General features: G+C 65.0%; 21 protein-coding genes and 1 tRNA gene. 8 read left to right on the top strand and 14 right to left on the bottom strand.

Features of this window, described 5'->3' with window-relative positions:
- Positions 1-156: 156 nt before the first annotated feature.
- The 3 genes from LOM8899_RS16515 to LOM8899_RS23460 form a co-directional block, all read right to left on the bottom strand.
- The gene (locus tag LOM8899_RS16515; protein ID WP_093993348.1) at positions 157-1,329 is read right to left on the bottom strand and encodes an ABC transporter substrate-binding protein; all 1,173 of its coding nucleotides are present in this window, start codon (positions 1,327-1,329) and stop codon (positions 157-159) included.
- Complete coding sequence (locus LOM8899_RS16510) at positions 1,326-1,910, bottom strand: ANTAR domain-containing response regulator (protein WP_093993347.1); 585 nt, start codon at positions 1,908-1,910, stop codon at positions 1,326-1,328. The genes LOM8899_RS16515 and LOM8899_RS16510 overlap by 4 nt, the downstream gene beginning before the upstream one ends.
- Positions 1,911-2,166: 256 nt before the next feature.
- Positions 2,167-2,250, bottom strand: a tRNA-Tyr gene (locus tag LOM8899_RS23460).
- Between the two features lie 155 nt (positions 2,251-2,405).
- Between LOM8899_RS23460 and rlmB the strand changes: the two genes are divergently transcribed.
- From rlmB to LOM8899_RS16495, 3 genes are all read left to right on the top strand, one after another.
- Entirely contained in the window at positions 2,406-3,188 is a 783-nt protein-coding gene (gene rlmB, locus LOM8899_RS16505) for a 23S rRNA (guanosine(2251)-2'-O)-methyltransferase RlmB (RefSeq protein WP_093993346.1), read from the top strand.
- Positions 3,189-3,212: 24 nt separating this feature from the next.
- Positions 3,213-3,524, top strand: coding sequence for a hypothetical protein (locus LOM8899_RS16500; RefSeq protein ID WP_093993345.1), 312 nt, complete (start codon positions 3,213-3,215; stop codon positions 3,522-3,524).
- A gap of 103 nt (positions 3,525-3,627) precedes the next feature.
- Complete coding sequence (locus LOM8899_RS16495; RefSeq protein WP_093993344.1) at positions 3,628-4,083, top strand: YHS domain-containing (seleno)protein; 456 nt, start codon at positions 3,628-3,630, stop codon at positions 4,081-4,083.
- Positions 4,084-4,307: 224 nt separating this feature from the next.
- On the opposite strand, the gene LOM8899_RS16490 is transcribed toward LOM8899_RS16495, so the two are convergent.
- The 4 genes from LOM8899_RS16490 to hisA all read right to left on the bottom strand — a co-directional run bounded on the left by LOM8899_RS16490 (position 4,308) and on the right by hisA (position 6,648).
- Positions 4,308-4,616, bottom strand: a complete 309-nt coding sequence (locus LOM8899_RS16490) for a phosphoribosyl-ATP diphosphatase (RefSeq protein ID WP_093993343.1) — start codon at positions 4,614-4,616, stop codon at positions 4,308-4,310.
- Entirely contained in the window at positions 4,613-5,374 is a 762-nt protein-coding gene (hisF, locus tag LOM8899_RS16485; protein WP_093993342.1) for an imidazole glycerol phosphate synthase subunit HisF, read from the bottom strand. The genes LOM8899_RS16490 and hisF overlap by 4 nt, the downstream gene beginning before the upstream one ends.
- Before the next feature lie 36 nt (positions 5,375-5,410).
- Positions 5,411-5,800, bottom strand: a complete 390-nt coding sequence (locus LOM8899_RS16480; RefSeq protein WP_093993341.1) for a hypothetical protein — start codon at positions 5,798-5,800, stop codon at positions 5,411-5,413.
- Positions 5,801-5,919: 119 nt separating this feature from the next.
- Positions 5,920-6,648, bottom strand: a complete 729-nt coding sequence (gene hisA, locus LOM8899_RS16475; RefSeq protein WP_093993340.1) for a 1-(5-phosphoribosyl)-5-[(5-phosphoribosylamino)methylideneamino]imidazole-4-carboxamide isomerase — start codon at positions 6,646-6,648, stop codon at positions 5,920-5,922.
- A gap of 130 nt (positions 6,649-6,778) precedes the next feature.
- Between hisA and LOM8899_RS16470 the strand changes: the two genes are divergently transcribed.
- The gene (locus tag LOM8899_RS16470) at positions 6,779-7,168 is read left to right on the top strand and encodes a DUF2147 domain-containing protein (protein ID WP_093993339.1); all 390 of its coding nucleotides are present in this window, start codon (positions 6,779-6,781) and stop codon (positions 7,166-7,168) included.
- Between the two features lie 65 nt (positions 7,169-7,233).
- On the opposite strand, the gene hisH is transcribed toward LOM8899_RS16470, so the two are convergent.
- Positions 7,234-7,875, bottom strand: coding sequence for an imidazole glycerol phosphate synthase subunit HisH (hisH, locus tag LOM8899_RS16465; protein WP_093993338.1), 642 nt, complete (start codon positions 7,873-7,875; stop codon positions 7,234-7,236).
- Positions 7,872-8,459 (bottom strand): imidazoleglycerol-phosphate dehydratase HisB, encoded by a 588-nt coding sequence (gene hisB, locus LOM8899_RS16460; protein ID WP_093993337.1) that lies wholly within the window; start codon positions 8,457-8,459, stop codon positions 7,872-7,874. Before hisB ends, hisH begins: the two co-directional genes overlap by 4 nt.
- A 187-nt stretch (positions 8,460-8,646) precedes the next feature.
- Between hisB and LOM8899_RS16455 the strand changes: the two genes are divergently transcribed.
- Together LOM8899_RS16455 and LOM8899_RS16450 are read left to right on the top strand one after the other, a co-directional pair.
- On the top strand, positions 8,647-9,564 hold the full coding sequence (locus LOM8899_RS16455) for a response regulator (RefSeq protein ID WP_093993336.1): 918 nt from the start codon (positions 8,647-8,649) through the stop codon (positions 9,562-9,564).
- Positions 9,565-9,828: 264 nt separating this feature from the next.
- The gene (locus tag LOM8899_RS16450) at positions 9,829-11,943 is read left to right on the top strand and encodes a DEAD/DEAH box helicase (protein ID WP_093993335.1); all 2,115 of its coding nucleotides are present in this window, start codon (positions 9,829-9,831) and stop codon (positions 11,941-11,943) included.
- On the opposite strand, the gene LOM8899_RS16445 is transcribed toward LOM8899_RS16450, so the two are convergent.
- The gene (locus tag LOM8899_RS16445; RefSeq protein WP_093993334.1) at positions 11,932-13,095 is read right to left on the bottom strand and encodes a sulfotransferase family protein; all 1,164 of its coding nucleotides are present in this window, start codon (positions 13,093-13,095) and stop codon (positions 11,932-11,934) included. The genes LOM8899_RS16450 and LOM8899_RS16445 overlap by 12 nt on opposite strands.
- Before the next feature lie 162 nt (positions 13,096-13,257).
- Here LOM8899_RS16445 and LOM8899_RS16440 point away from each other — a divergent pair, with 162 nt between their 5' ends.
- Both LOM8899_RS16440 and LOM8899_RS16435 read left to right on the top strand, forming a co-directional pair.
- A complete protein-coding gene (locus LOM8899_RS16440) occupies positions 13,258-14,037 on the top strand; it encodes a class I SAM-dependent methyltransferase (protein ID WP_093993333.1) in 780 nt (259 codons plus the stop codon).
- 3 nt (positions 14,038-14,040) lie between these two features.
- Positions 14,041-14,565: an adenylyl-sulfate kinase gene (locus LOM8899_RS16435; protein ID WP_093993332.1), complete on the top strand. Its 525-nt coding sequence runs from the start codon at positions 14,041-14,043 to the stop codon at positions 14,563-14,565.
- On the opposite strand, the gene LOM8899_RS16430 is transcribed toward LOM8899_RS16435, so the two are convergent.
- The 4 genes from LOM8899_RS16430 to LOM8899_RS16415 form a co-directional block, all read right to left on the bottom strand.
- A complete protein-coding gene (locus LOM8899_RS16430; protein ID WP_093993331.1) occupies positions 14,553-15,686 on the bottom strand; it encodes a sulfotransferase family protein in 1,134 nt (377 codons plus the stop codon). The two genes, LOM8899_RS16435 and LOM8899_RS16430, sit on opposite strands and share 13 nt — an antisense overlap.
- Entirely contained in the window at positions 15,683-16,786 is a 1,104-nt protein-coding gene (gene aepY, locus LOM8899_RS16425; RefSeq protein WP_093993330.1) for a phosphonopyruvate decarboxylase, read from the bottom strand. The genes LOM8899_RS16430 and aepY overlap by 4 nt, the downstream gene beginning before the upstream one ends.
- 2 nt (positions 16,787-16,788) lie before the next feature.
- The gene (locus LOM8899_RS16420; protein ID WP_093993329.1) at positions 16,789-18,096 is read right to left on the bottom strand and encodes an isocitrate lyase/phosphoenolpyruvate mutase family protein; all 1,308 of its coding nucleotides are present in this window, start codon (positions 18,094-18,096) and stop codon (positions 16,789-16,791) included.
- Positions 18,097-18,223: 127 nt separating this feature from the next.
- Positions 18,224-18,991, bottom strand: a complete 768-nt coding sequence (locus LOM8899_RS16415; RefSeq protein ID WP_093993328.1) for a metallophosphoesterase family protein — start codon at positions 18,989-18,991, stop codon at positions 18,224-18,226.
- Between the last annotated feature and the right edge of the window lie 5 nt (positions 18,992-18,996).

Raw genomic sequence — 18,996 nt, 5'->3', positions numbered from 1 at the left:
GTTCCCAATCTTTGGGGGTATTCCACAACAAACGTCGTTGTCTGTCTTAACCTATCGTTACACTCACTCCGAGTTCGACCTCAAGAGTTGCACGGCCCGGCCGCCGGGAGTTTTCTGCAATGCAGCAAAATCCGCCCCGAAGCGCACATAAAACAGTCATTCGATTTCGTCCGGATCAAAAATGCGGCGATCGAAGAACTGGTTCGGCCGCAAGGTGAGTCGTCCAAAGGCCGAGGCCACCGCCGTCGGAACCGCCAATGACCCCTCGACTCGACTGGACGCACCCGGCAGGTCCATCCCCGATTCGGCCAGCGCCGCGCGATAGATGTCGGGCCGGAAGACCTGCCGAGCGGCGCAAACCGCCTGAGACCGGTCGAGCCCCATCCGCCGGGCCAGTTGCAGCCCGATCCACTCTCCCTGCGACCGCCAGGGGAAGGTGGCGGCGCCGTCGTGGAATTCGAGGAAGGAGTCGACGCGCCGCTGTTCGCCCTGGGCGGAGATCACCAATGTCCCGGTGAGCCCACGATCCAGCAATTCGCCCGACAGGTTGAGGAACTCTGGCCGCGCCAGAACCTCGGCGGTGACCGTATGCGACGACGGCTGTGCCAGCCACCGACCGGCCTTGACGACCGCCCGGATCAGTTTGCCGCTGACAACGGGGTTTTCCTCGACCCATGCCGTACGCATCGCCAGAACCTTCTCTGGCGAGAAGGACCAGATCGCCCGCCCCGGAATGAGCAGCGTCGCGACGCCTTGTTCGACGGCCAGCGTTCCCCAGGGCTCGCCCACGCAAAACGCGTCGATCTCGCCGCTCTTGAGCGCCTCCGCCATGGAGGAGGGCGGCACCGTGCGGATGTCGACGCTTTGCGGAGCCGGCAGCCCGAGCGCCGACAGCCAGTAGATCAGCAACTCCGAATGCATCGAGAACGGGAAGGGCACGCCGATCCGCAAGGTGCCCTCCGCCGCCGCGATCAGCGCCTTGCCCGCCGCGGTCGCATCGGAAAAGCCGAAATCGTGCCCCGCAGCCCGCAGTCTGGCGGCAAGGGCAGGGGACACACCGATGACCGTGCCGTTGATCGAGAGCACCGACACCACGGAAAGCGGCACCGTGCCGCCCCCGAGGCCGAGGGCGGAGGCGATCGGCACAGGCGACAACATATGCGCCGCGTCCACCGCGCCAAAGCTCAGCATGTCGCGCACCGACGACCATGACGGCGCCGGCCGAAGCGAAAGCTCCAGCCCTTCTTCGGCCGCGAACCCCATTTCCTGCGCAACGATCAGCGGTGCAGCGTCGAGCAGCGGAACATATCCGATGGCCACGGCCGTCATGACAGCAGATCCGCGGCCGTGACCAAAGCCTGTGCGACATCGACCACCTTGCGCCCCTCGTCCATGGCCTTGCGGCGCAACAGCCCGTAGGCCGTCTCTTCGTCGATCCCGCGTGCCTTCATCAGCAATCCCTTTGCCCGGTCGATCACTTTGCGCTCTTCCAGAGCCCGCTTGGATTGCTCCAGTTCCTTGCGCAATCGGCCGAACATGTTGAACCGTGCGATCGCCGCGTCCAGAACCGGCTGCACTCGCTTGGCGCTGAGACCGTCGACGACATAGGCCGAGACCCCAGCCTCGATCGCCGCCTTGGCGAGGCCGGCGCTGTCCTTGTCCACGAACATCGCGACGGGCCTGCTCATCGGGTCGGAGGCAATCGTGAGTTCTTCGAGCGTATCGCGCGAGGGGTCGCTTACGTCGATCAGCACGACGTCCGGGTTGTGCTCCTTGATCTTGAGCGACAGGCCCGAGGGGTCGGAGATGACGGTGATATCCACCATTCCGATGCCCTTGAGAGCATCGACCAGTTCGGTCGCGCGGTTCCGATCCTGCTCGACCACGACGATGGACAGCGTGTTAATCATGCCGCCGTTGTGCCGTGAACGAAGCGGTCTGCAATGCGTCGTCGGATCGTTTGCCTGCGCGGCAGGCCATTTGCCCGTTTTTTGGGCGATGCGCGTTGCGGCCGGCGATGTTTATATCAGTTCCGGATCGGCCCGCCGTATCGCTCCCCTGCGGCCTCACGGCGTGCGGAGATCGCTCGGGTCCTGCCCGCAATCTGTCCGGCCTGTGCCTGCTATGGCAAGTGACCTGACCGGCGTTCTGACAATGTGAGGAGAATGGTGGGCGACCCTGGAATCGAACCAGGCGTGAGTCTCCTCGGCGGAGTTACAGTCCGCTGCCGCACCTTGCAGCCCGTCGCCCATGTTCCGCGAGCCGAAGCCTTGGAACGAGGGGCTGAATACGCGGGCACCTTTGAGCCGTCAACAGGAAAATCGGGATTTTCCCCGCTTGGCGAGCATCCCTTGCACTTGCGCCTGCTTGGCCCCATTGAGGGGTGGCAAAACCGGAGCGCAGTTATGAAAAAGCCCAAGTGGGTCATCGAAAAGGAACAGGGCAAACGGGCCGCCGCCGCAGAGACGGTCTGGCTGTTTGGTCTTCATGCGGTGCGCGATGCGCTGATGAATCCGGCCCGCACCCGGCTGCGCCTCGTGGTCACGCAGAATGCGCAGGCCAAACTGGCCGATGCCATTGAGGCCAGCGGCATGGAGCCCGAAATCTCGGACCCGCGCAAATTCGCCGCACCGATTGATCCGCAATCGGTGCATCAGGGGGCCGCGCTGGAGGTCAAACCGCTGGATTGGGGATCTTTGGCCGATATTGCGCTGGGCGAGGGGCCGGAGCCTGCCCGCATCGTGATGCTCGACCGGGTCAGTGATCCACATAACGTCGGGGCCATCCTGCGCTCTGCCGAAGTGTTTGGCGCCCGCGCCGTCGTCGGTGTGCAGCGTCATTCGGCCCCAGAGACCGGTGCCTTGGCCAAGACCGCCAGCGGCGCACTGGAGCGTCAGCCCTACCTGCGCCTGCGCAATCTGGCCGATGCGATGGAGCAGCTCAAGGACATGGGCTACATCGTGCTGGGCCTTGACGGAGAGGCCGAGCAGACCGTGGAGCAGGCGCTGGAGGGCAGGTCGGACCGGCCTGTCGCGCTTGTCATGGGCGCCGAGGGCCCCGGATTGCGCGAGCGCACCCGCGAAACCTGCACCGCCTTGGTCAAGATTGACGCAGCCGGCGGGTTTGGCTCGCTCAACGTCTCGAACGCGGCGGCGGTCGCCTTATATGCATCGAAGCCCAAAGGCTGATCCTGCACCAATGAGGAGATCCGGATGCCGGGCGTGAAGATAGCGACCTGCCATTTCTGCGGCACCAAGGCGGCGCTCGTGTTGCGCGGCAACGACCGCCACGAACTGTCCTGCGCATCCTGCGGTGCGCCGTTGCACGACATGAAAATGTTACCGAAACAGTCCGAACCCGCGCGTGAGCCTGCCAAACGCCATACCGCCTTTGCCGCCGATTCCCATAGCAAAGCCATGTCCCGCGCCGATCACAGGAAGCGCAAGAAACCGAAGAAATCCAAGAGCTTCGCCCGCCGTGCGCTGGGCGAGATCTGGGACGTGATCGAAGATATCATCGACTGAAACAATTCTCGCTGCTTGTCACAGCTTGGCGAGGGGGCTTTGAGAATTGCATTTGAGCGGTCATCTTTGGCTCATCGCGCACCTTTGCCCTTGGAGAACCGCCATGCTCAGCCGCCGACACGTTCTTGGCCTTGCCGCCAGTTTGCCCGTCATGGGTCTGATCGGCCGTCCCGCGATGGCGGAACCGGAGGTCTTCTCCGACATGGGCACCGCTTTGCGTGGTGCCGATCCGGTCGCCTATTTCACCGAGGGTGCACCGGTGTCCGGTCGCCCCGAGTTCGGATTGATGTGGCGCGGAGCGGTCTGGGAGTTCGCCAGCGCCCGGCATCGCACGATGTTCGAGATGGACCCGGAACGCTTTGCCCCGCAATACGGCGGCTACTGCGCCTTTGCGATGTCTCAGGGCTATGTCGCGCCGACCGTGCCGGAGGCGTGGACGATCCACAACGGCAAGCTCTACATGAATTACAGCCTCGCGGTGCGCGAGCGTTGGCAGGCCGATATCGACGGCTACGTGGCTTTGGCCGATTCTCATTGGCCCGACGCCCTTGGTGCCTGATCCGGCCGCAAACACGGCCCTTTAGACCCGCCCCGGTCGCGGGGTGACGTAAGGTCAGGCATCGATCACAAAGTGATGATTGCCCCTTCTGTGGAACCATTTCCGTTCTTAGATAGTTTGTACACGCGAACCGATGGAACAGGTTCGCGCTGCATTACTGTCCCTCGTTCCACACCTTTACGCCCGGGCTTATGCTCGGGCGTTTTTTCGTCTGGAGCAGGCGGCTAGCTGCGGGACGCCTTTTCGGCCAGCCCCGACTGGGCCTCGCGCCGGGACAGCTCGGCCTCGATATCCGCAAGGCTGACGCCGCGGGCTGCACACATGACCAGCAGGTGATAGAGCACGTCCGCCGCCTCGGAGGTCAGCGCGTCTGTGTCGCCTTTGACCGCTTCGATGATCGCCTCAATGGCCTCTTCCCCGAATTTCTCGGCGCATTTCTCGGGCCCCTTGGCGAGCAGTTTGGCGGTCCAGCTGCTGTCGGGATCGGCGGATTTACGGGCGTCGATGGTGGCGGCAAGCGATTGCAGGCTCATGTGATCCTCACGGGGATGTCGTGGGCGGCCATGTGCGCCTTGGCTTCGGCCACAGTGAACGTGCCGAAGTGAAAGATCGATGCCGCCAGCACTGCAGACGCGCCGCCGAATTTCACGCCCTCGACGAGGTGGTCCAGCGTGCCGACACCGCCGGAGGCGATGACGGGCACGTCGACCGCTTCGGAGATCGCCCGTGTCAGAAGCAGGTTGAACCCAGATTTGGTCCCGTCCCGGTCCATCGAGGTGAGCAGGATCTCTCCCGCGCCGTTCTTTGCGGCCAATCGCGCGAATTCGACCGCGTCGATGCCGGTTTCGCGCCGCCCGCCGTGGGTGAAGATCTCCCACCGGCCCGGAGCCACCGTCTTGGCGTCGATCGCGCAGACGATGCATTGCGAGCCGAACCGCAGCGCCGCTTCGGTGATGACGTTGGGATCGGCCACGGCGGCCGAGTTGAAGCTGACCTTGTCGGCCCCGGCCAGAAGCAGCGCCCGCACGTCGTGATGCGTCCGCACCCCTCCGCCGACCGTCAGCGGGATAAAGATCGTCTCGGCGGTCCGCGTCACCAGATCATACATGGTGTCGCGGTTTTCATGGCTCGCCATGATGTCGAGGAAGCACAACTCGTCCGCGCCCGCGAGGTCGTAGGCGCGCGCCGCCTCGACCGGGTCGCCGGCATCGACGAGCTGGGTGAAATTCACGCCTTTGACCACCCGCCCTTCGGCGACGTCTAGGCAGGGTATGATACGGGTCTTGAGCATGTCAGAGCCTATAGCCGGGGCAGGGGACCTGTGCAATCAGCCTCGCCGTGTCCGCCATTCGAGAATGCCGCAGACCAGCACGAGCAGGATGCCGTAGCCGATCCCGCCCAATGTGCCGAACACAAAGAGCGGCAATGCGGCATCCGAGACATAGGGCCCAAGCCCCGTGCAATCGACATAGCCGAAGATGATGTTGCCGTCGCAGGACCAGATCGCGACCATCACCAGAAGGTAGATCAGACCCAAGCCGACGAACCACAGCCCGCCGCTGAGCCGCAGCGCCCTTGCGGCCTTGCCGTTCCGCGCTTTGCTGCCCGCCCAGTAGAGCAGCCCGCAGATGATCGCCAGCGGCCCGAACAGGGTGAGCAGCGTCTGGATGTGGAGCATTGTCTTGCCCGCCTGATTGCCTTGTCCTGGCGGGATCATGCCCGAAGCTGTCCCTGCCGCGCCAGTCAAATGCCCACCGCAACCGCTTGCTCGACGGAATCGCCCCGTTCCGATGCGCTGCACGCCGAGTGGTGCGGCCGCTTTGCGGAGGTTTCAGGTCAGACGCCGGGCGATTTGAGCATCGCCAGAGCCTCGCCCAGATCAATCGCCCCGTCGTAGAGCGCCCGCCCGGAGATCGCCCCGGCGATCACACCTGTGTCGCGCAGCGATTTGAGATCCGCGAGCGACGACACGCCCCCCGAGGCGATGACCGGGATCGAGACCGCTTTGGCCAGCGCCGCGGTGGCTGTCACGTTCGGCCCGCCCATCGCGCCGTCGCGCAGGATGTCGGTGTAGATGATCGCGGCGACGCCTGCGTCCTCGAAGCTCTTGGCCAGATCGGTCACCTCGACGTCGGTTTCTTCGGCCCAGCCCTTGGTGGCCACCTTGCCGTTGCGTGCGTCGATCCCGACCGCCACGTGACCGGGGAAGGCCATCGCCGCCTCGCGCACCAGATCGGGGTTTTCCACCGCGACGGTGCCAAGGATGACCCGCGCCAGCCCCTTGTCGAGCCATGCCTCGATCGTGGCCATATCCCGGATCCCGCCGCCAAGCTGGGCCGGCACCTTGCAGGCCGCGAGGATCGCCTCGACCGCGCTGCCATTGACCGGCGTGCCGGCGAAGGCCCCGTTCAGATCGACGAGGTGCAGCCAATCGCAGCCCGCATCGACAAAGCTCTGCGCCTGCGCGGTCGGGTCGTCGTTGAACACGGTGGCCTGATCCATTTCACCGTGGACAAGCCGGACGGCCTGACCGTCTTTGAGATCGATGGCGGGGTAGAGGATCATGGGACAGCTCCGAAATATTGCGCCGCCCTTATGGTCTGACCGGACGTCGGATGCAACGCGACCTCACGTCAGTCTTGCGCGGATTGTGGCGTCCCTTGCAGAGTGCGTCGCATCTAGGGAGGACGAACCAATGAATACTATCGCTTTGGCCGTTGTTGCGGCCATCGGACTTGCGGGCGCGGCGTTTGCCGATCCCCTCGAAGGCACATGGCGCACCATCGCTGACGAGAATGGCAATTCCGGTCTGATCCAGGTGGCCCCGTGTGGCGCTGCCCTGTGCGGCACGCTTGTCCGCGCCTTTGACGCCAGCGGCACCGAGATGGCCTCGCCCAATGTCGGTCGCCTGATCATCTCGGAGACGGTTGCTCAGGGTGATGGCACCTACCGTGGGAAGGTGTTTTCCCCCGACAATGGCCGCACCTACAACTCTCGCCTGCAGCTGAGCGGCAACACGCTGGCCGTCGAGGGCTGTGTCCTGGGCATTTGCCGCAATGGCGGCACCTGGCAGCGCGTCAACTGACCGATGGCTGGAGGCGGGCTTTGCTCCGCCTCTTGCCACCCCGACCGCCCGCGAACATCGCCGGGCTAGGGCGTCCAGCGCAGGAAGTTGCCGATCAGCCGCAGCCCGGTCGCCTGGCTTTTCTCGGGGTGAAACTGCGTTCCGATGATCGTGTCGCGCCCGACGATGGCGGTGATGTCGCCGCCGTAGTCCACATGCGCGAGCCGTTCGGCCGGGTCGGTGACCTGCATCGCCCATGAATGGACGAAATAGGCGTGATCGCCTGTCTTGATCCCGTCGAGCACCGGGTGCTCCTGCTCGATCACCAGATCATTCCAGCCCATATGCGGCACCTTGAGCGCCGGGTCCGGGGGCGTGATCTTGGTGATCTCGCCGCCGATCCAACCGAGCCCGTCGGTCAGCTCGTATTCGTGCCCACGGCTTGCCAGCATCTGCATCCCGACGCAGATCCCGAAGAACGGCCGGGCCTTGACCGTCACCGCCTCGATCAGCGCCTCGGCCAGCCCGGGCACGGCATAGAGCGCCGCCTTGCAGGACGGAAAGGCGCCGTCTCCGGGCAGCACGATCCGGTCGGCCTTGCGCACAACCTCCGGGTCGGAGGTGACGACCACGTCGCCCGCACCGACCTCGGCTGCCATCTTCTCGAACGCCTTCTGTGCCGAGTGCAGGTTGCCGCTGTCGTAGTCAATCAGGGCCGTCAGGCTCATAGCGCGCCCTTGGTCGATGGGATCGCGTCGGCTTTGCGCGGATCGGTTTCGACGGCCTGCCGCAGCGACCGCGCCAAAGCCTTGAAGGCCGCTTCGGCGATGTGGTGGCTGTTGAACCCGTGCCGTTTGTCGATGTGCAGCGTGATCCCGCCGTGGGTTGCAAACCCTTGCAGGAATTCGCGCACCAGTTCGGTATCAAAGCTGCCGATCTTGGCGGTCGGCATGTCCAGATTGCAGATCAGGTAGGGCCGGCCCGACAAATCCAGCGCACAAGCCACCTGCGCGTCGTCCATCGCCAGCACGCAATCGCCATAGCGATTGATCCCGCGCTTGTCGCCCAGCGCCTGCGTCAGTGCCTGACCGAGCGCGATTCCCACGTCTTCGACGGTGTGGTGATCGTCGATATGCAGATCGCCCGTCGCCCGCACCGTCATGTCGAACAGCGCGTGCCGCGCCAATTGATCCAGCATGTGATCGAAGAATCCCACGCCGGTCTGATTGTCATAGCTGCCGGTGCCGTCCAGCGTCAGGCTGACGGTGATGTCGGTTTCGGCGGTCTTGCGGGTGACGGAGGCTGTCCGCATCTGTTGTGGTCCTTTGTCGATGTCCTGTTCGCTATAGGCGTTTGCGTCCCGGTCGCCAAGACTGCCGCCCGCTCTGTCGACAAAACCGTCCGTGATCGCGCCAATCTACCACCACTTTTCAGCAATTCTTAAGAATCCGAGTCGTAATGTCGCCGGGATCGGATGCTGCAGAAGGAGCACAAGAGCGATGCAAGTCATGGTGATGAACGACGACCCCGAAGTGCAGATACGGGTGACCAAGGGCCTGATGTCCAAGGGATTTCAGGTCGTCGGGATGGAAACGATCGCACGGGCCTGCGCCTATGTGAAGCTCGATCCGGTCGATATCCTGATCACCGGAGAGCGGATCGGCGGCCGATTGAGCCACACCGTTGCGCTGGCCGCAGAATACGCCAATCCGATGGTGACCACGATGCTCCTGACCGATCGCAAAGACCCGGAAATCGACGAGCTCTACGATCTTTTGCCGTCGCTCTATGCTCTGATCAGCCCGCAGAGCGACCCGGCGATCGTCACCCGACTTGCCCTGTCGGCCGTGGCCAGCCCGGAGGATGCGGAACGCCGCATGCATCGCAATGCCACGGCCAGACAACTGCAACCGATGGCGGACTGGTCGGCGGTGTTTCTGGGCCAACCCGCCACGCCGCCTGTGACGGAGGCCGAGGATCTGGAGGCAGCAGAAGCCGAGTCCCGCCCCGAAGCCGACGCGGCAGAGGATACCGAGGCGTTTGCCAGTTGGGCCAGCGACGATCAGGTCGACGCATTCGCCAGCGCACCTGCGGTTGAGGCGGAGCTTGGGGCCTCCAAGCCTGCCCTCACAGGCGAAACGGACTTTGCCGCCGCCTTTGACGCCCTTGCCGCCTCTGAGGATGCCGCGCGGCAATTGGAGCCCGAACCCGTCCCCGCCAACCCGCTCTTTGCGCCAAAGGGCCTGATGCCGGCATTGCCGGAGGTCCGCTCTCGCACCCCGCGGCCGATGCCGTCGCAGATCGCGCTGCCCGAAGTGGTGCCCGCCCGGCAGAACCGCTCGGACTGGATCGCGGCGAAGGTTCGCGAGTTGGAAGGCAGCGAAACCGGCGGTCGTTCGCGTTTGCATCTGGCCTGACCCGACGATCCGATGGCCCGTCCTCCGCGAAAGCGGGGGAGGGGCCATAATCCGCCACTGGAGCGGCCAGAGGCCATATCCCGATGCGGCATCAATGCGCCTGTCGGGCGTTTCCGGCCACAAGGTGGTATACAACAGTCATCATTCAGATTAAGGCCAGCCCCGACTGACGTTCTTGTGGACGTCAATGATTGCCCGGTCCCCGGCCGCCTTGGCCCGACCGCGGGCCATGTGGCCACCCCTTGAACAAGACTGAACCATACCTTGAAAAAAGCTCTCGCAGACGCTCTTGAAGCCCGCGGCTATTCCGCGCTGACACCGGTGCAGGACGCCGTTAACAAACCCGAACTGATTGGCGCCGACATGTTGGTGTCGGCCCAGACCGGTTCGGGCAAGACGGTGGGCTTTGGCCTTGCCATCGCGCCGACACTTTTGGGCGATGCCGAAACCTTTAGCATGGCCGGACCGCCGCTGGCCCTCGTCATCGCTCCGACGCGCGAGCTTGCCTTGCAGGTCAAGCGCGAGCTTGATTGGCTGTATGCCAAGGCGAACGTCGTCATGGCATCCTGCGTGGGCGGCATGGATATGCGCGACGAACGGCGCGCCCTGTCGCGCGGTGCGCATATCGTCGTGGCGACGCCGGGCCGCTTGCGCGATCACATCATGCGTGGCTCGATCGATCTGAGCGCCTTGCGCGCCATCGTTCTGGACGAGGCCGACGAGATGCTCGATCTCGGTTTTCGCGAGGACCTCGAGTTCATTCTGGGCGAATCCCCGGACGACCGTCAAACCCTGCTGTTCTCGGCCACGGTGCCGGCGTCGATTGCCAACCTAGCCAAGAAATACCAGCGCGATGCCGTCCGCGTCGTCACCAAGTCCGAAGCCTCGCAGCACGCCGATATCGAGTATCAGGCCTATACGGTCAACGAGCGCGATGCCGACAATGCGATCATCAACACGCTGCGCTATTTCGAGGCGCCGAACGCGATCGTGTTCTGCAACACCCGCGCCATGGTCGGCCGTCTGACCACGCGCCTGTCGAACCGGGGCTTTTCGGTGGTGGCACTGTCGGGTGAGCTGTCCCAGAACGAGCGCACCCATGCGTTGCAGGCGATGCGCGATGGCCGGGCCCGGATCTGTGTGGCCACCGACGTGGCGGCGCGTGGCATCGATTTGCCGAACCTCGATCTGGTCATTCACGCCGAGCTGCCGAGCAACCACGAGACCCTGCTGCACCGTTCCGGCCGCACGGGCCGCGCCGGCCGCAAGGGCACCAGCGTTCTCATCGTTCCCCCCAAGGCACGCAAGAAGGCCCAGCGCATTCTGGACAGTGCCAAGGTCCGCGCCGAATGGACCGAGGCCGCCAGTGCCGATGCGGTGCGTGCCCGCGACGAGGAGCGGATGCTCGCCGCCGAGGTCTGGGCCGAGCCGATCCCGGCGGAGTCGGCCGAGGCTGTCGCCCAATTGGTGGAGCGGTTCACTCCCGAGCAGGTGGCCTATGCCTATCTGCAACTGTTCCACGCCAATCACACCGCGCCGGAAGAGCTGTCCGATGCCGACAGCAAGCCGCAGCCCCGCGCCGCCTTTGGCCCGACCGTCTGGTTTGCCGTTCCGGGGGGGCGTGCCGCCGGGGCCGAGCCGCGCCGACTGCTCCCGATGCTGTGCAAATTCGGCGATATCACCAAGGACGATATCGGCGCGATCCGCATTCAGCAGGATCAGACCTTTGTCGAGATCAAGGAGGCCAGCGTCGCCGGGTTCCTTCGTGCCGTCGGCCCTGACATGACGGTCGAGGATGGCGCCGTGCTGACCCGCCTGAACGGAGCGCCCGATCTCGGCGGGCCGTCGGGCGCTGCCGGTCCGCGCAAGGGCCCGCGCCCGGATCGACCAGATCGCCCGGCAAAGCCGCGTGCCGAGGCCAAGCCGTTTGCGAAAAAGCCCTATGCGCCGAAACGCGACGACGCGGCGGAATCCGCTGCTCCGGCCAAACCCCATCGCCACGAGCCGCCCCGTGACGCGCAGCCGTCAGAGCCGTCGGACCGCCGTCCGAGGCCAAAGGATGCATCGAATCCTTCGGCTCCGATCGAGTGGGACGACGACCGCGCCCCCCGCAACCGCAAGCCAAAGCCGGGCAAGGGCGCTCCGTCAAAATCCAAATCGCCGTTCAAGGCCAAGCCCAAGTCTGCGCGGGTCGAGGGCGTCGTGACGGATTTCAAGCGCAAGCCTCGCGCCGATGGTTCCGCGCCACAGGATCGCGGACCGCGTCCGCCCGCCGGCAAGCCGTCGAGCAAGAAGAACAAGGCCCGCGCACAGGACCGTTCGGGTCCGGGCAAGCCCCGCTCCGGCGGCTCGGCGCCGCCGCGTCGCTCAAAGCCCTGACGCGGCCTCGTTGAACGCCCTCAGCGCCGGAGGCACCACCGTTTCGGCGGCGGTGCCACTCTGCGGCACGGATGCCGGGGCCGGGTTGTCCTTCAGCCACGTGTCCATGCGCTGCCGGGCCTCTGCGCCGAGCGTCTGTCCCAGCTGCCCGTAGAGCCGGTCGATCGTGCCGACCGGATCCCGCGTGAGCCCGTCATAGTCCACGTCGATGAAGCGGGCCGGATCGGCGCCCGCCCGCGCGGTGTTTGCCGCACTGAGCGCGGTTTGCATGAGGTCGGCGGCCGCGGATGGATCGGCAGGGGGCGTGCTACGCGCAAAGAGCATCCGATTGGCCTGCAACAGTGCGGCGGTGCTGGCCATCACCTTTGCCGGATCGCGGTGGATCTGAATGATCCGCGCCTCGGGAAATACATCAAGAACGCCCTGCAAGCCCCAGAGGTGGAACGGTGATTTCAGGATCCACTGTGGCGTCTGGCGGGCGGCGATGCGATCCAGCCCGCCCGCGTAGCGCCGGTAGGCCTTCTCCCAATCGCGCCTTGATCGCCGTCCGAGCCAGCGCCGGTATTCCGGCAGGTCGGCCCAGAACAGAAACGACGGTGCACAGAACGACGGCTCCAGCAATCCAAAGCATTCCTCGGGCAGCGTGGCACCGGTGGGATGAAGCCGCGCAAGCGCAGGCGAGATCTGCGCGGTCCGCTCCAGATAGGTCGCGACGGCGGCTATCGCCGCGTCGGTCTGCGACGGTTCCGGATTGGCCAGTGACACTTGCCAGGTTGCGGGGGCCTGCACCTTTGGGTCTTGCGACCAAAGCCGATGCAGCAAGGTCGTGCCGGAGCGGAACGGCGCCACGATGAAGATCGGTGCGGGCCGCGACGGGGCTGGGCTTTGTGCCGCCGGCGCCCGGTCGGTGCAGGCCCGTTTCAGCAACGTCTCGACGAGAGCCCGTTGCAGGAGCTTCTTGCCCATGAAACTCAGCCTCTCGGCTTGGTCGTCGAGATCGGCGCAGAGCAGTGTGAACCCCTGGGCGCCAAGATCGTCCAGCGCAATGTCGCCGCCGAATTCGGATTGCGCCAGATCGAGCAGGCGGGTCGTGTCGAAGGGGCTGACCCCTTCGCTGCCCTGGGCCATACGTCCGAAGCCGGAATTGGTCATGCGATGCCTTTGGAACTTGGAATAACAGGATTTAATGCTCGCCAACCGGCGTCGTTGCCGCCTAACATACCCTCAATACCTCTCGTTGGGCACTTTATTCCGCCACGACAGCGCATTGCCGCGTTCGCATTTCGAGATTTTGACAAACAGGATGGCATTTCTATGGGTAAACTCGATTGGGATTATACGAATCTGGCGAAATCCTACCTCAATCGGCCCGATTACGCGGATGCGGCGATTGATGCGCTGGTCGCGATAGCGCAGCCGCCGATGGACGAAGAGGTCCTCGATCTGGGCGCGGGCGTTGCGCATTTGACCATCAAGCTCGCCGAGCGCGGCTTGCGCGTGCTGGCATTGGAGCCGAATGCCGACATGCGCCAGAACGGCAAGGCCCGAACCGCGGCGATCCCCAACATCCGTTGGCAAGAGGGCGTCATGCAGGACACCGGCCTGCCCGAGGCGAGCCTGAGCCTGACGACTTATGGCTCGTCCTTTGGGGTCGTCGACAGGGGTGCCACCCTGATCGAATGCGCCCGTCTGCTTGTCGACGGCGGCTGGATGGCCTGCCTGTTCAATCACCGTGATCTGGACGATCCGGTGCAGGCACAGGTGGAAGCGATCATTCGTGAGCGCATTCCCGGCTATGACTACGGCACCCGACGTCAGGATCAGACGCAGGTCATCGAGGCATCGGGGCTGTTCGGACCGGTCAATCGGCTGGAATGTCCGGTGATGCATCGGGTGTCCAAGGCGGTCTGGGTCGAGGCGTGGCGGTCGCATGCGACCTTGCAGCGACAGGCCGGTGATGCCTTTCATGCCATCGTGGACGAGATCGACGCGGCGATCGACGTGCCGCTGGCCGAGGACGGCTCCGACTGGATGGATATTCCATATGTGACCCGTGTCTGGATGGCCCAACGTCTGCCGCGCGACGCTGGCTGAGCCATGTCTGCGATCTGGCTGACCGGCCTGTCCGGGGCGGGCAAGAGCACGCTTGCCAAGGCGTTGTGTGCGCGCCTTGATCAGGCTGGCGTGGGGCCGCTTCTGTTGGACGGCGACGAGATCCGCCGCCGTCTTCCCAAGACCTACGGTCACGACCTGCCAGACCGCGCCGAGGTGTTGCGCCACGTCGTCGCCATGGCCAAGGCGGCCAAAGCCGAGGCCCTCGTGCCTGTCGTCGCGACGATCAGCCACCAACGCTGGATGCGTGATCTGGCCCGGGAAGAGCTTGCTCCGATGCTGGAGGTCTGGGTCGACAGCCCGCCCGAGGTCTGCGCGGCGCGCGACCCGAAGGGCCTGTATCGCCGCGCCAAGGCGGGCGAGTTCACCTGTTTCATCGGTGTGACCCATGCCTATGAGCCTGCGTTGCCCGGCAGCGCCGGACCCGGATTGAGATTGCGCACCGACGAATTGACCGAGGCCGAGGCGTTGGGCCGTTTGGTCCAAGCGGCCTTGCGTCATTTGGCCTGAGCCGCCCTCCGTTTGCGCATCAACTCCGCAACCGTGCTCATATGCCCGGTCCGGCCCGGCCGGAAGTGATCCCCGATCTCTGCAAGATGCGGTTGAGGCGGCAAACCGGCGGCCGTGGCGAATTCTGCGAGGCTCTGAGTGAGCTGCAGGCAATCGGCGTCGGGCCGCTTTGACCGGATCAGCTGCTCGCGGCTGATCTGCGCGATGACGCGTTTGACATAGTCGAACGACCCATCGTCGCCCGAGGGTGCGCCGAGGATCGCGGGCCGGATCATCCGGTCGTAGAGGCGTAGATACCGCGATTGCGCCGCGCCGAGCGGGGCGTCGGACACCGCGGTATCGGTCTGCATGCCGAGCGCCTGCATGATCCCGCCGCACCGCGCCTCGATCCGGGCGATTGTGGAGGCTCCCTCGCCGTAGTTGCGCCAATCGCCGACCAGCCCGGCCCGGTTCGCGACTTCGATATCGCCGGGATTGCGTGCCTTGTAGAGCGCCTCGGCGGCGCGTGCCTGTTCGATCCCGGAGGCGGCGACGGCGGCATCCACCTGATCGGGCGTGTAGTGCAGATCGAGATCGCCGAGGATCCGTGACAACAGCGCGGTGGCGTCTGTCTTGTACGCCTTAAACAGGTAGACCCGCCCACCTGCCAAGGCCCGCCAGCTTTCCGCGTGCAAGAGCCAATGGTCCGGAGCGGGCAGCAGCGTCGCCGGGTTGGGCAGGTTGCAGTGCTCTTCGAAGCTGAGGTCGGGTGATTGCCGTCGGAACATCGAATAGAGCGCGTCCCGTGGGTCGCGCAGGAACAGGATCACGGTGCCCAGATCGTCGGTCCTCAACGGCAGGTCTTGCCGGTAATCGACAATCACATCGGTCCGGAAATGGAAGCTGTCATGCATGACGAGCGCGGGAATCCATTTGCCCATGACCTCGGCGCGTGGATCGAGGCTGAAACGGTCGCCGTCCTGTCGCCAGAACGTCGCATCGGCCCGACCTCGCCAGAGCTTGGTCGTCGCGGGCCGGTGATCGACCCGGATCCCCAGCTCGATTAGGCAATTGATAAGCCATGAGGCACCGGAGGGCTCGGCCGGCGAAGCGAAGGTGATCTTGCGGGGCGATTGCATCATTCGGTGGCGTCGCGGGCGGCGAGGAACTGTTGTTTCAGGGTTTCGAGCGTTTCCTTCGGCCGCGGAAGGTCTGCGCCTGTGGCGGTGCCGGTGACGATTTCGAGGAAGGCCGGACCGGCGGTTGCGGCAAAGCCGGGCAGGGCGGCGGCAAGGTCGTCGCGGGTCTCGACCTTGCGGCTGAAGACATAGCCAAGCCCCTGCGCGATCGTGCTGAGATCCAATCCCGGTGCACAGGTCTCGAAACCGCCGACGGAGTTGTGACAGCCGTTGTTGAGCACGACGTGCCGCAATCGGTTCGGCTGTTGCCCCGCGACGCTGAGCCCCATGCCGTGCATCAGGAAGGCCCCGTCGCCATCGAGGCAATAGACCGGCGTTTCGGGCTGGGCGATGGCCGCACCCAGCGCCAGATGCGCGGCGAAACCCATGCCTCCGACGACCGGGAAATCGGCCAGGTTCGCAATCGCGCCCGTGGATTTGAGCGCCATGACCTCGCGGCTGGTGTAGCCGACACCGGTGAAGACCTGTGTGCCTGTGGCGAGGTCGGAGAGGATCAGCCTCAACGCGCTGTCCCGGCCGAGCCGCCGGTCTGCCTGCGCTGGCAGCGCGGTCGAGGGCAGCGCCCCGCGCGAGACGAGGATCGCAGCGCCGTGCCGATGTTCGATGGCGTCCGACAGATGCGCCGAGACCGCAGCCGCGGTGGTGTCTGCGGACAGGTGCAGGACGGGAATGCCCAGCATGTCGAGCATCGCCCGCGTTTGCGCGCCGATGAGCCGGTGTTGCGGTTCGTCGGGCCGTCCCGGTTCGCCGCGCCAACCGACGATCAGGATCAGCGGCACATCGAACGCCCCCGGAGCGAAGAGCGACATCAGCGGGTTCAGCGCATTGGGCAGGCCGGAGTTCTGAAGGTAGACGCAGGCTGGGCCCCCGCTGGCGAGGCTGTGACCGGCGGCCAGCGCCACGGCGCTGCCTTCGCTGGACGCGATCTGGTGGCGCAGGCCAGGCTGCGTTCGAAGCTGATGCAGGAAGGGTGCCAGCACGGAATCCGGCACGCCGCTGACAAAATCGACCCCGGTATCAGACAGTATCTGCGCGAGATCCATCGTCAGAAATGCTCTGGGATCAGGTCGAGCAATTGCGGGATGCCGACCAGCCCATCGGCAAGTTCGGGCTCGTTGCAGCAGCCGGCGTCGAGGATCGACTTGGCGACCCGCTCCATTGGCCCGACCGTGGCCCGCAGCAGTTGGTTGGCATAAATCACCGCATTGATCCCGGCCGCCTCGAATTCCGCAATCGGCGTATTGGAGTAGGTTGTCGGCACTACGAAGACCGGCACCTTGACCCCGTTGCCGCGCAGTGCTGCCGTGAAGTCGGCCACCTCGGTGGCGCTCTCTGCGATGGAGTGGATCAGGATTGCCTCGGCTCCGGCATCGAGATAGGCCTCTGCGCGGGCAAGTGCGTCGGCCTGTCCCGCTCCGAGGATCAGGCTTTCGATCCGGGCGATCATCATCATGTCGCTGGATCGCCGCGCCGCGCAGAAGGCGGTGATCCGGGCGCTGAATTCGGCGATGCTAGCCTGTGTCTGCGGCTTGCCCGTGCCATAGAGCGAGTTGCGCTTCATCCCGATCTTGTCTTCGAGGCAGAGCGCCGCCACGCCGGCGCTGTCGAGCGCGCGTGTCAATTCGTAGACCCGATCGGGGCTGCCGCCGGTGTCGCCGTCGTAAATCAGCGGCAGCACGGTGCCGTCCGAGATCTCGCCGATGGTGCGCAGGCGGTCGGCCTTGTCGACGATCTCGCGGTCGGGTTTCCCCCTGAGTGCCGAGTCGGTCAGGCTGCTCTGCCACAGGGCATCGAAGGCCGTCTTGCCATCGGCGCCGCGGGCGGTGGCGGCGATCCGGGCAGACAGCCCGGAATGCGCCTCGATCACTCTGAGCGTCGGTTTGGCCGCCAGGAGCCTGCGCAGCCGCCCCTGACGATTGTGCGCCAGAAGCCCGTCGTCTTCGTGGGCGGCGAAGAGCATCGTCGACGAAATGCCTGGCGTATAGGGCACCTCGACCAGTCTCCCGCCCCATTCGCCAAGCACCGCGATCACCTCGTCGCGGGCGTGGCTTTGTTGATTGCCCTGCGCCCAGTCGTCGCCGTGGACGACGATATCCGGCCTCAGCCGCCGCAGATTGTCGGCATAGCTGAGCGTGTGCTGCGGGACGACCGCGTCGACCCCCTTGATCATTCGAACGACGCTGGCCCGTTCGTCGTAGCCAAGAAATGGGAGCCGCTTGTAGCTGACCACGGCGGCATCGGTCAGGACGCCGACGGTGACCCGGCCGAGTTTCGCCGCTTCGCTGATGATGTTGATATGCCCGGCGTGGAGCATATCGCCCACCATCCCGACGTAAATCGATTTTACAGTCATAAAGCCCCCGGAACCAAACGCCGTGTTCGGCCAATAAAATAGACTGCGGACTGCGAAATTTCGCCAATAGAATGTGGCTGCAGCCGAAATGCATCCAGAGGATGATAAGGGGTGTCAGCCCACAGGTCTAGTCTGGCGTTGACCTTGGGTCAGCTGGCAGTGCCCGCCGTCCGTCGGGGGTGAGCAACGCCACCTTGCCGCTTTCGATGACCGCGACTGTGAGCGGGCCGCCATACGCCGCGCCGGTATCGAGATTGAGCCGGTTGCCGTAGTGCACGGCCTGATCCACCGGGGTGTGCCCATGCACGATCAACGGCCCGAAGCTTTCGGTGTGGTCATGAAATTCCCGCCGTATCCACATCAGATCGGACGGTTCTTGCGCATCCAGGGCGACGCCGGGCCGCACGCCGGCGTGAACACAAAAGGCCCCGGCGCCGGAAAAGGTCAGCTCGAGTTCGCGCAGGAATGCCAGATGTGAGGCCGGCACGCGGGCGGTAGCTTCGCGGTGCAGATCGTCGGGCGTGCGAGCCTCGGTATCGGCAATGCCGTAGCTTGCCAGTGTCGTCATGCCGCCGAGCCGCGGGTGGAGCCACGACAGATCAGATCGCAACGAAGGATCGTGCCGCGGCGGATCGCACATGAACAGGGAAAACATGTAATCATGATTGCCCTTGATCGTCACCCACGGCCCGCCCTTGGCCGGACCGGCGAGCAGAAAGTCGATCACGCCCGCGCTGTCAGGCCCCCGGTCGACCAGATCGCCCAGATGCACAACCGGAGCCGTCCAGTCGCCGGTCTGCTGCCTGTCTGCTGCTATGAGGTCGTGGACCCCGCGCAGCAGATCCAACTGACCGTGGATATCACCGATGGCATAGAGGCGGTCCGGTTCGGGCATGGTGT

Source organism: Flavimaricola marinus (assembly GCF_900184895.1).
GTDB lineage: Bacteria > Pseudomonadota > Alphaproteobacteria > Rhodobacterales > Rhodobacteraceae > Flavimaricola > Flavimaricola marinus.
Note: the sequence above shows the minus strand (reverse complement) of the source record. Positions and strands in the feature narration are given on the sequence as shown.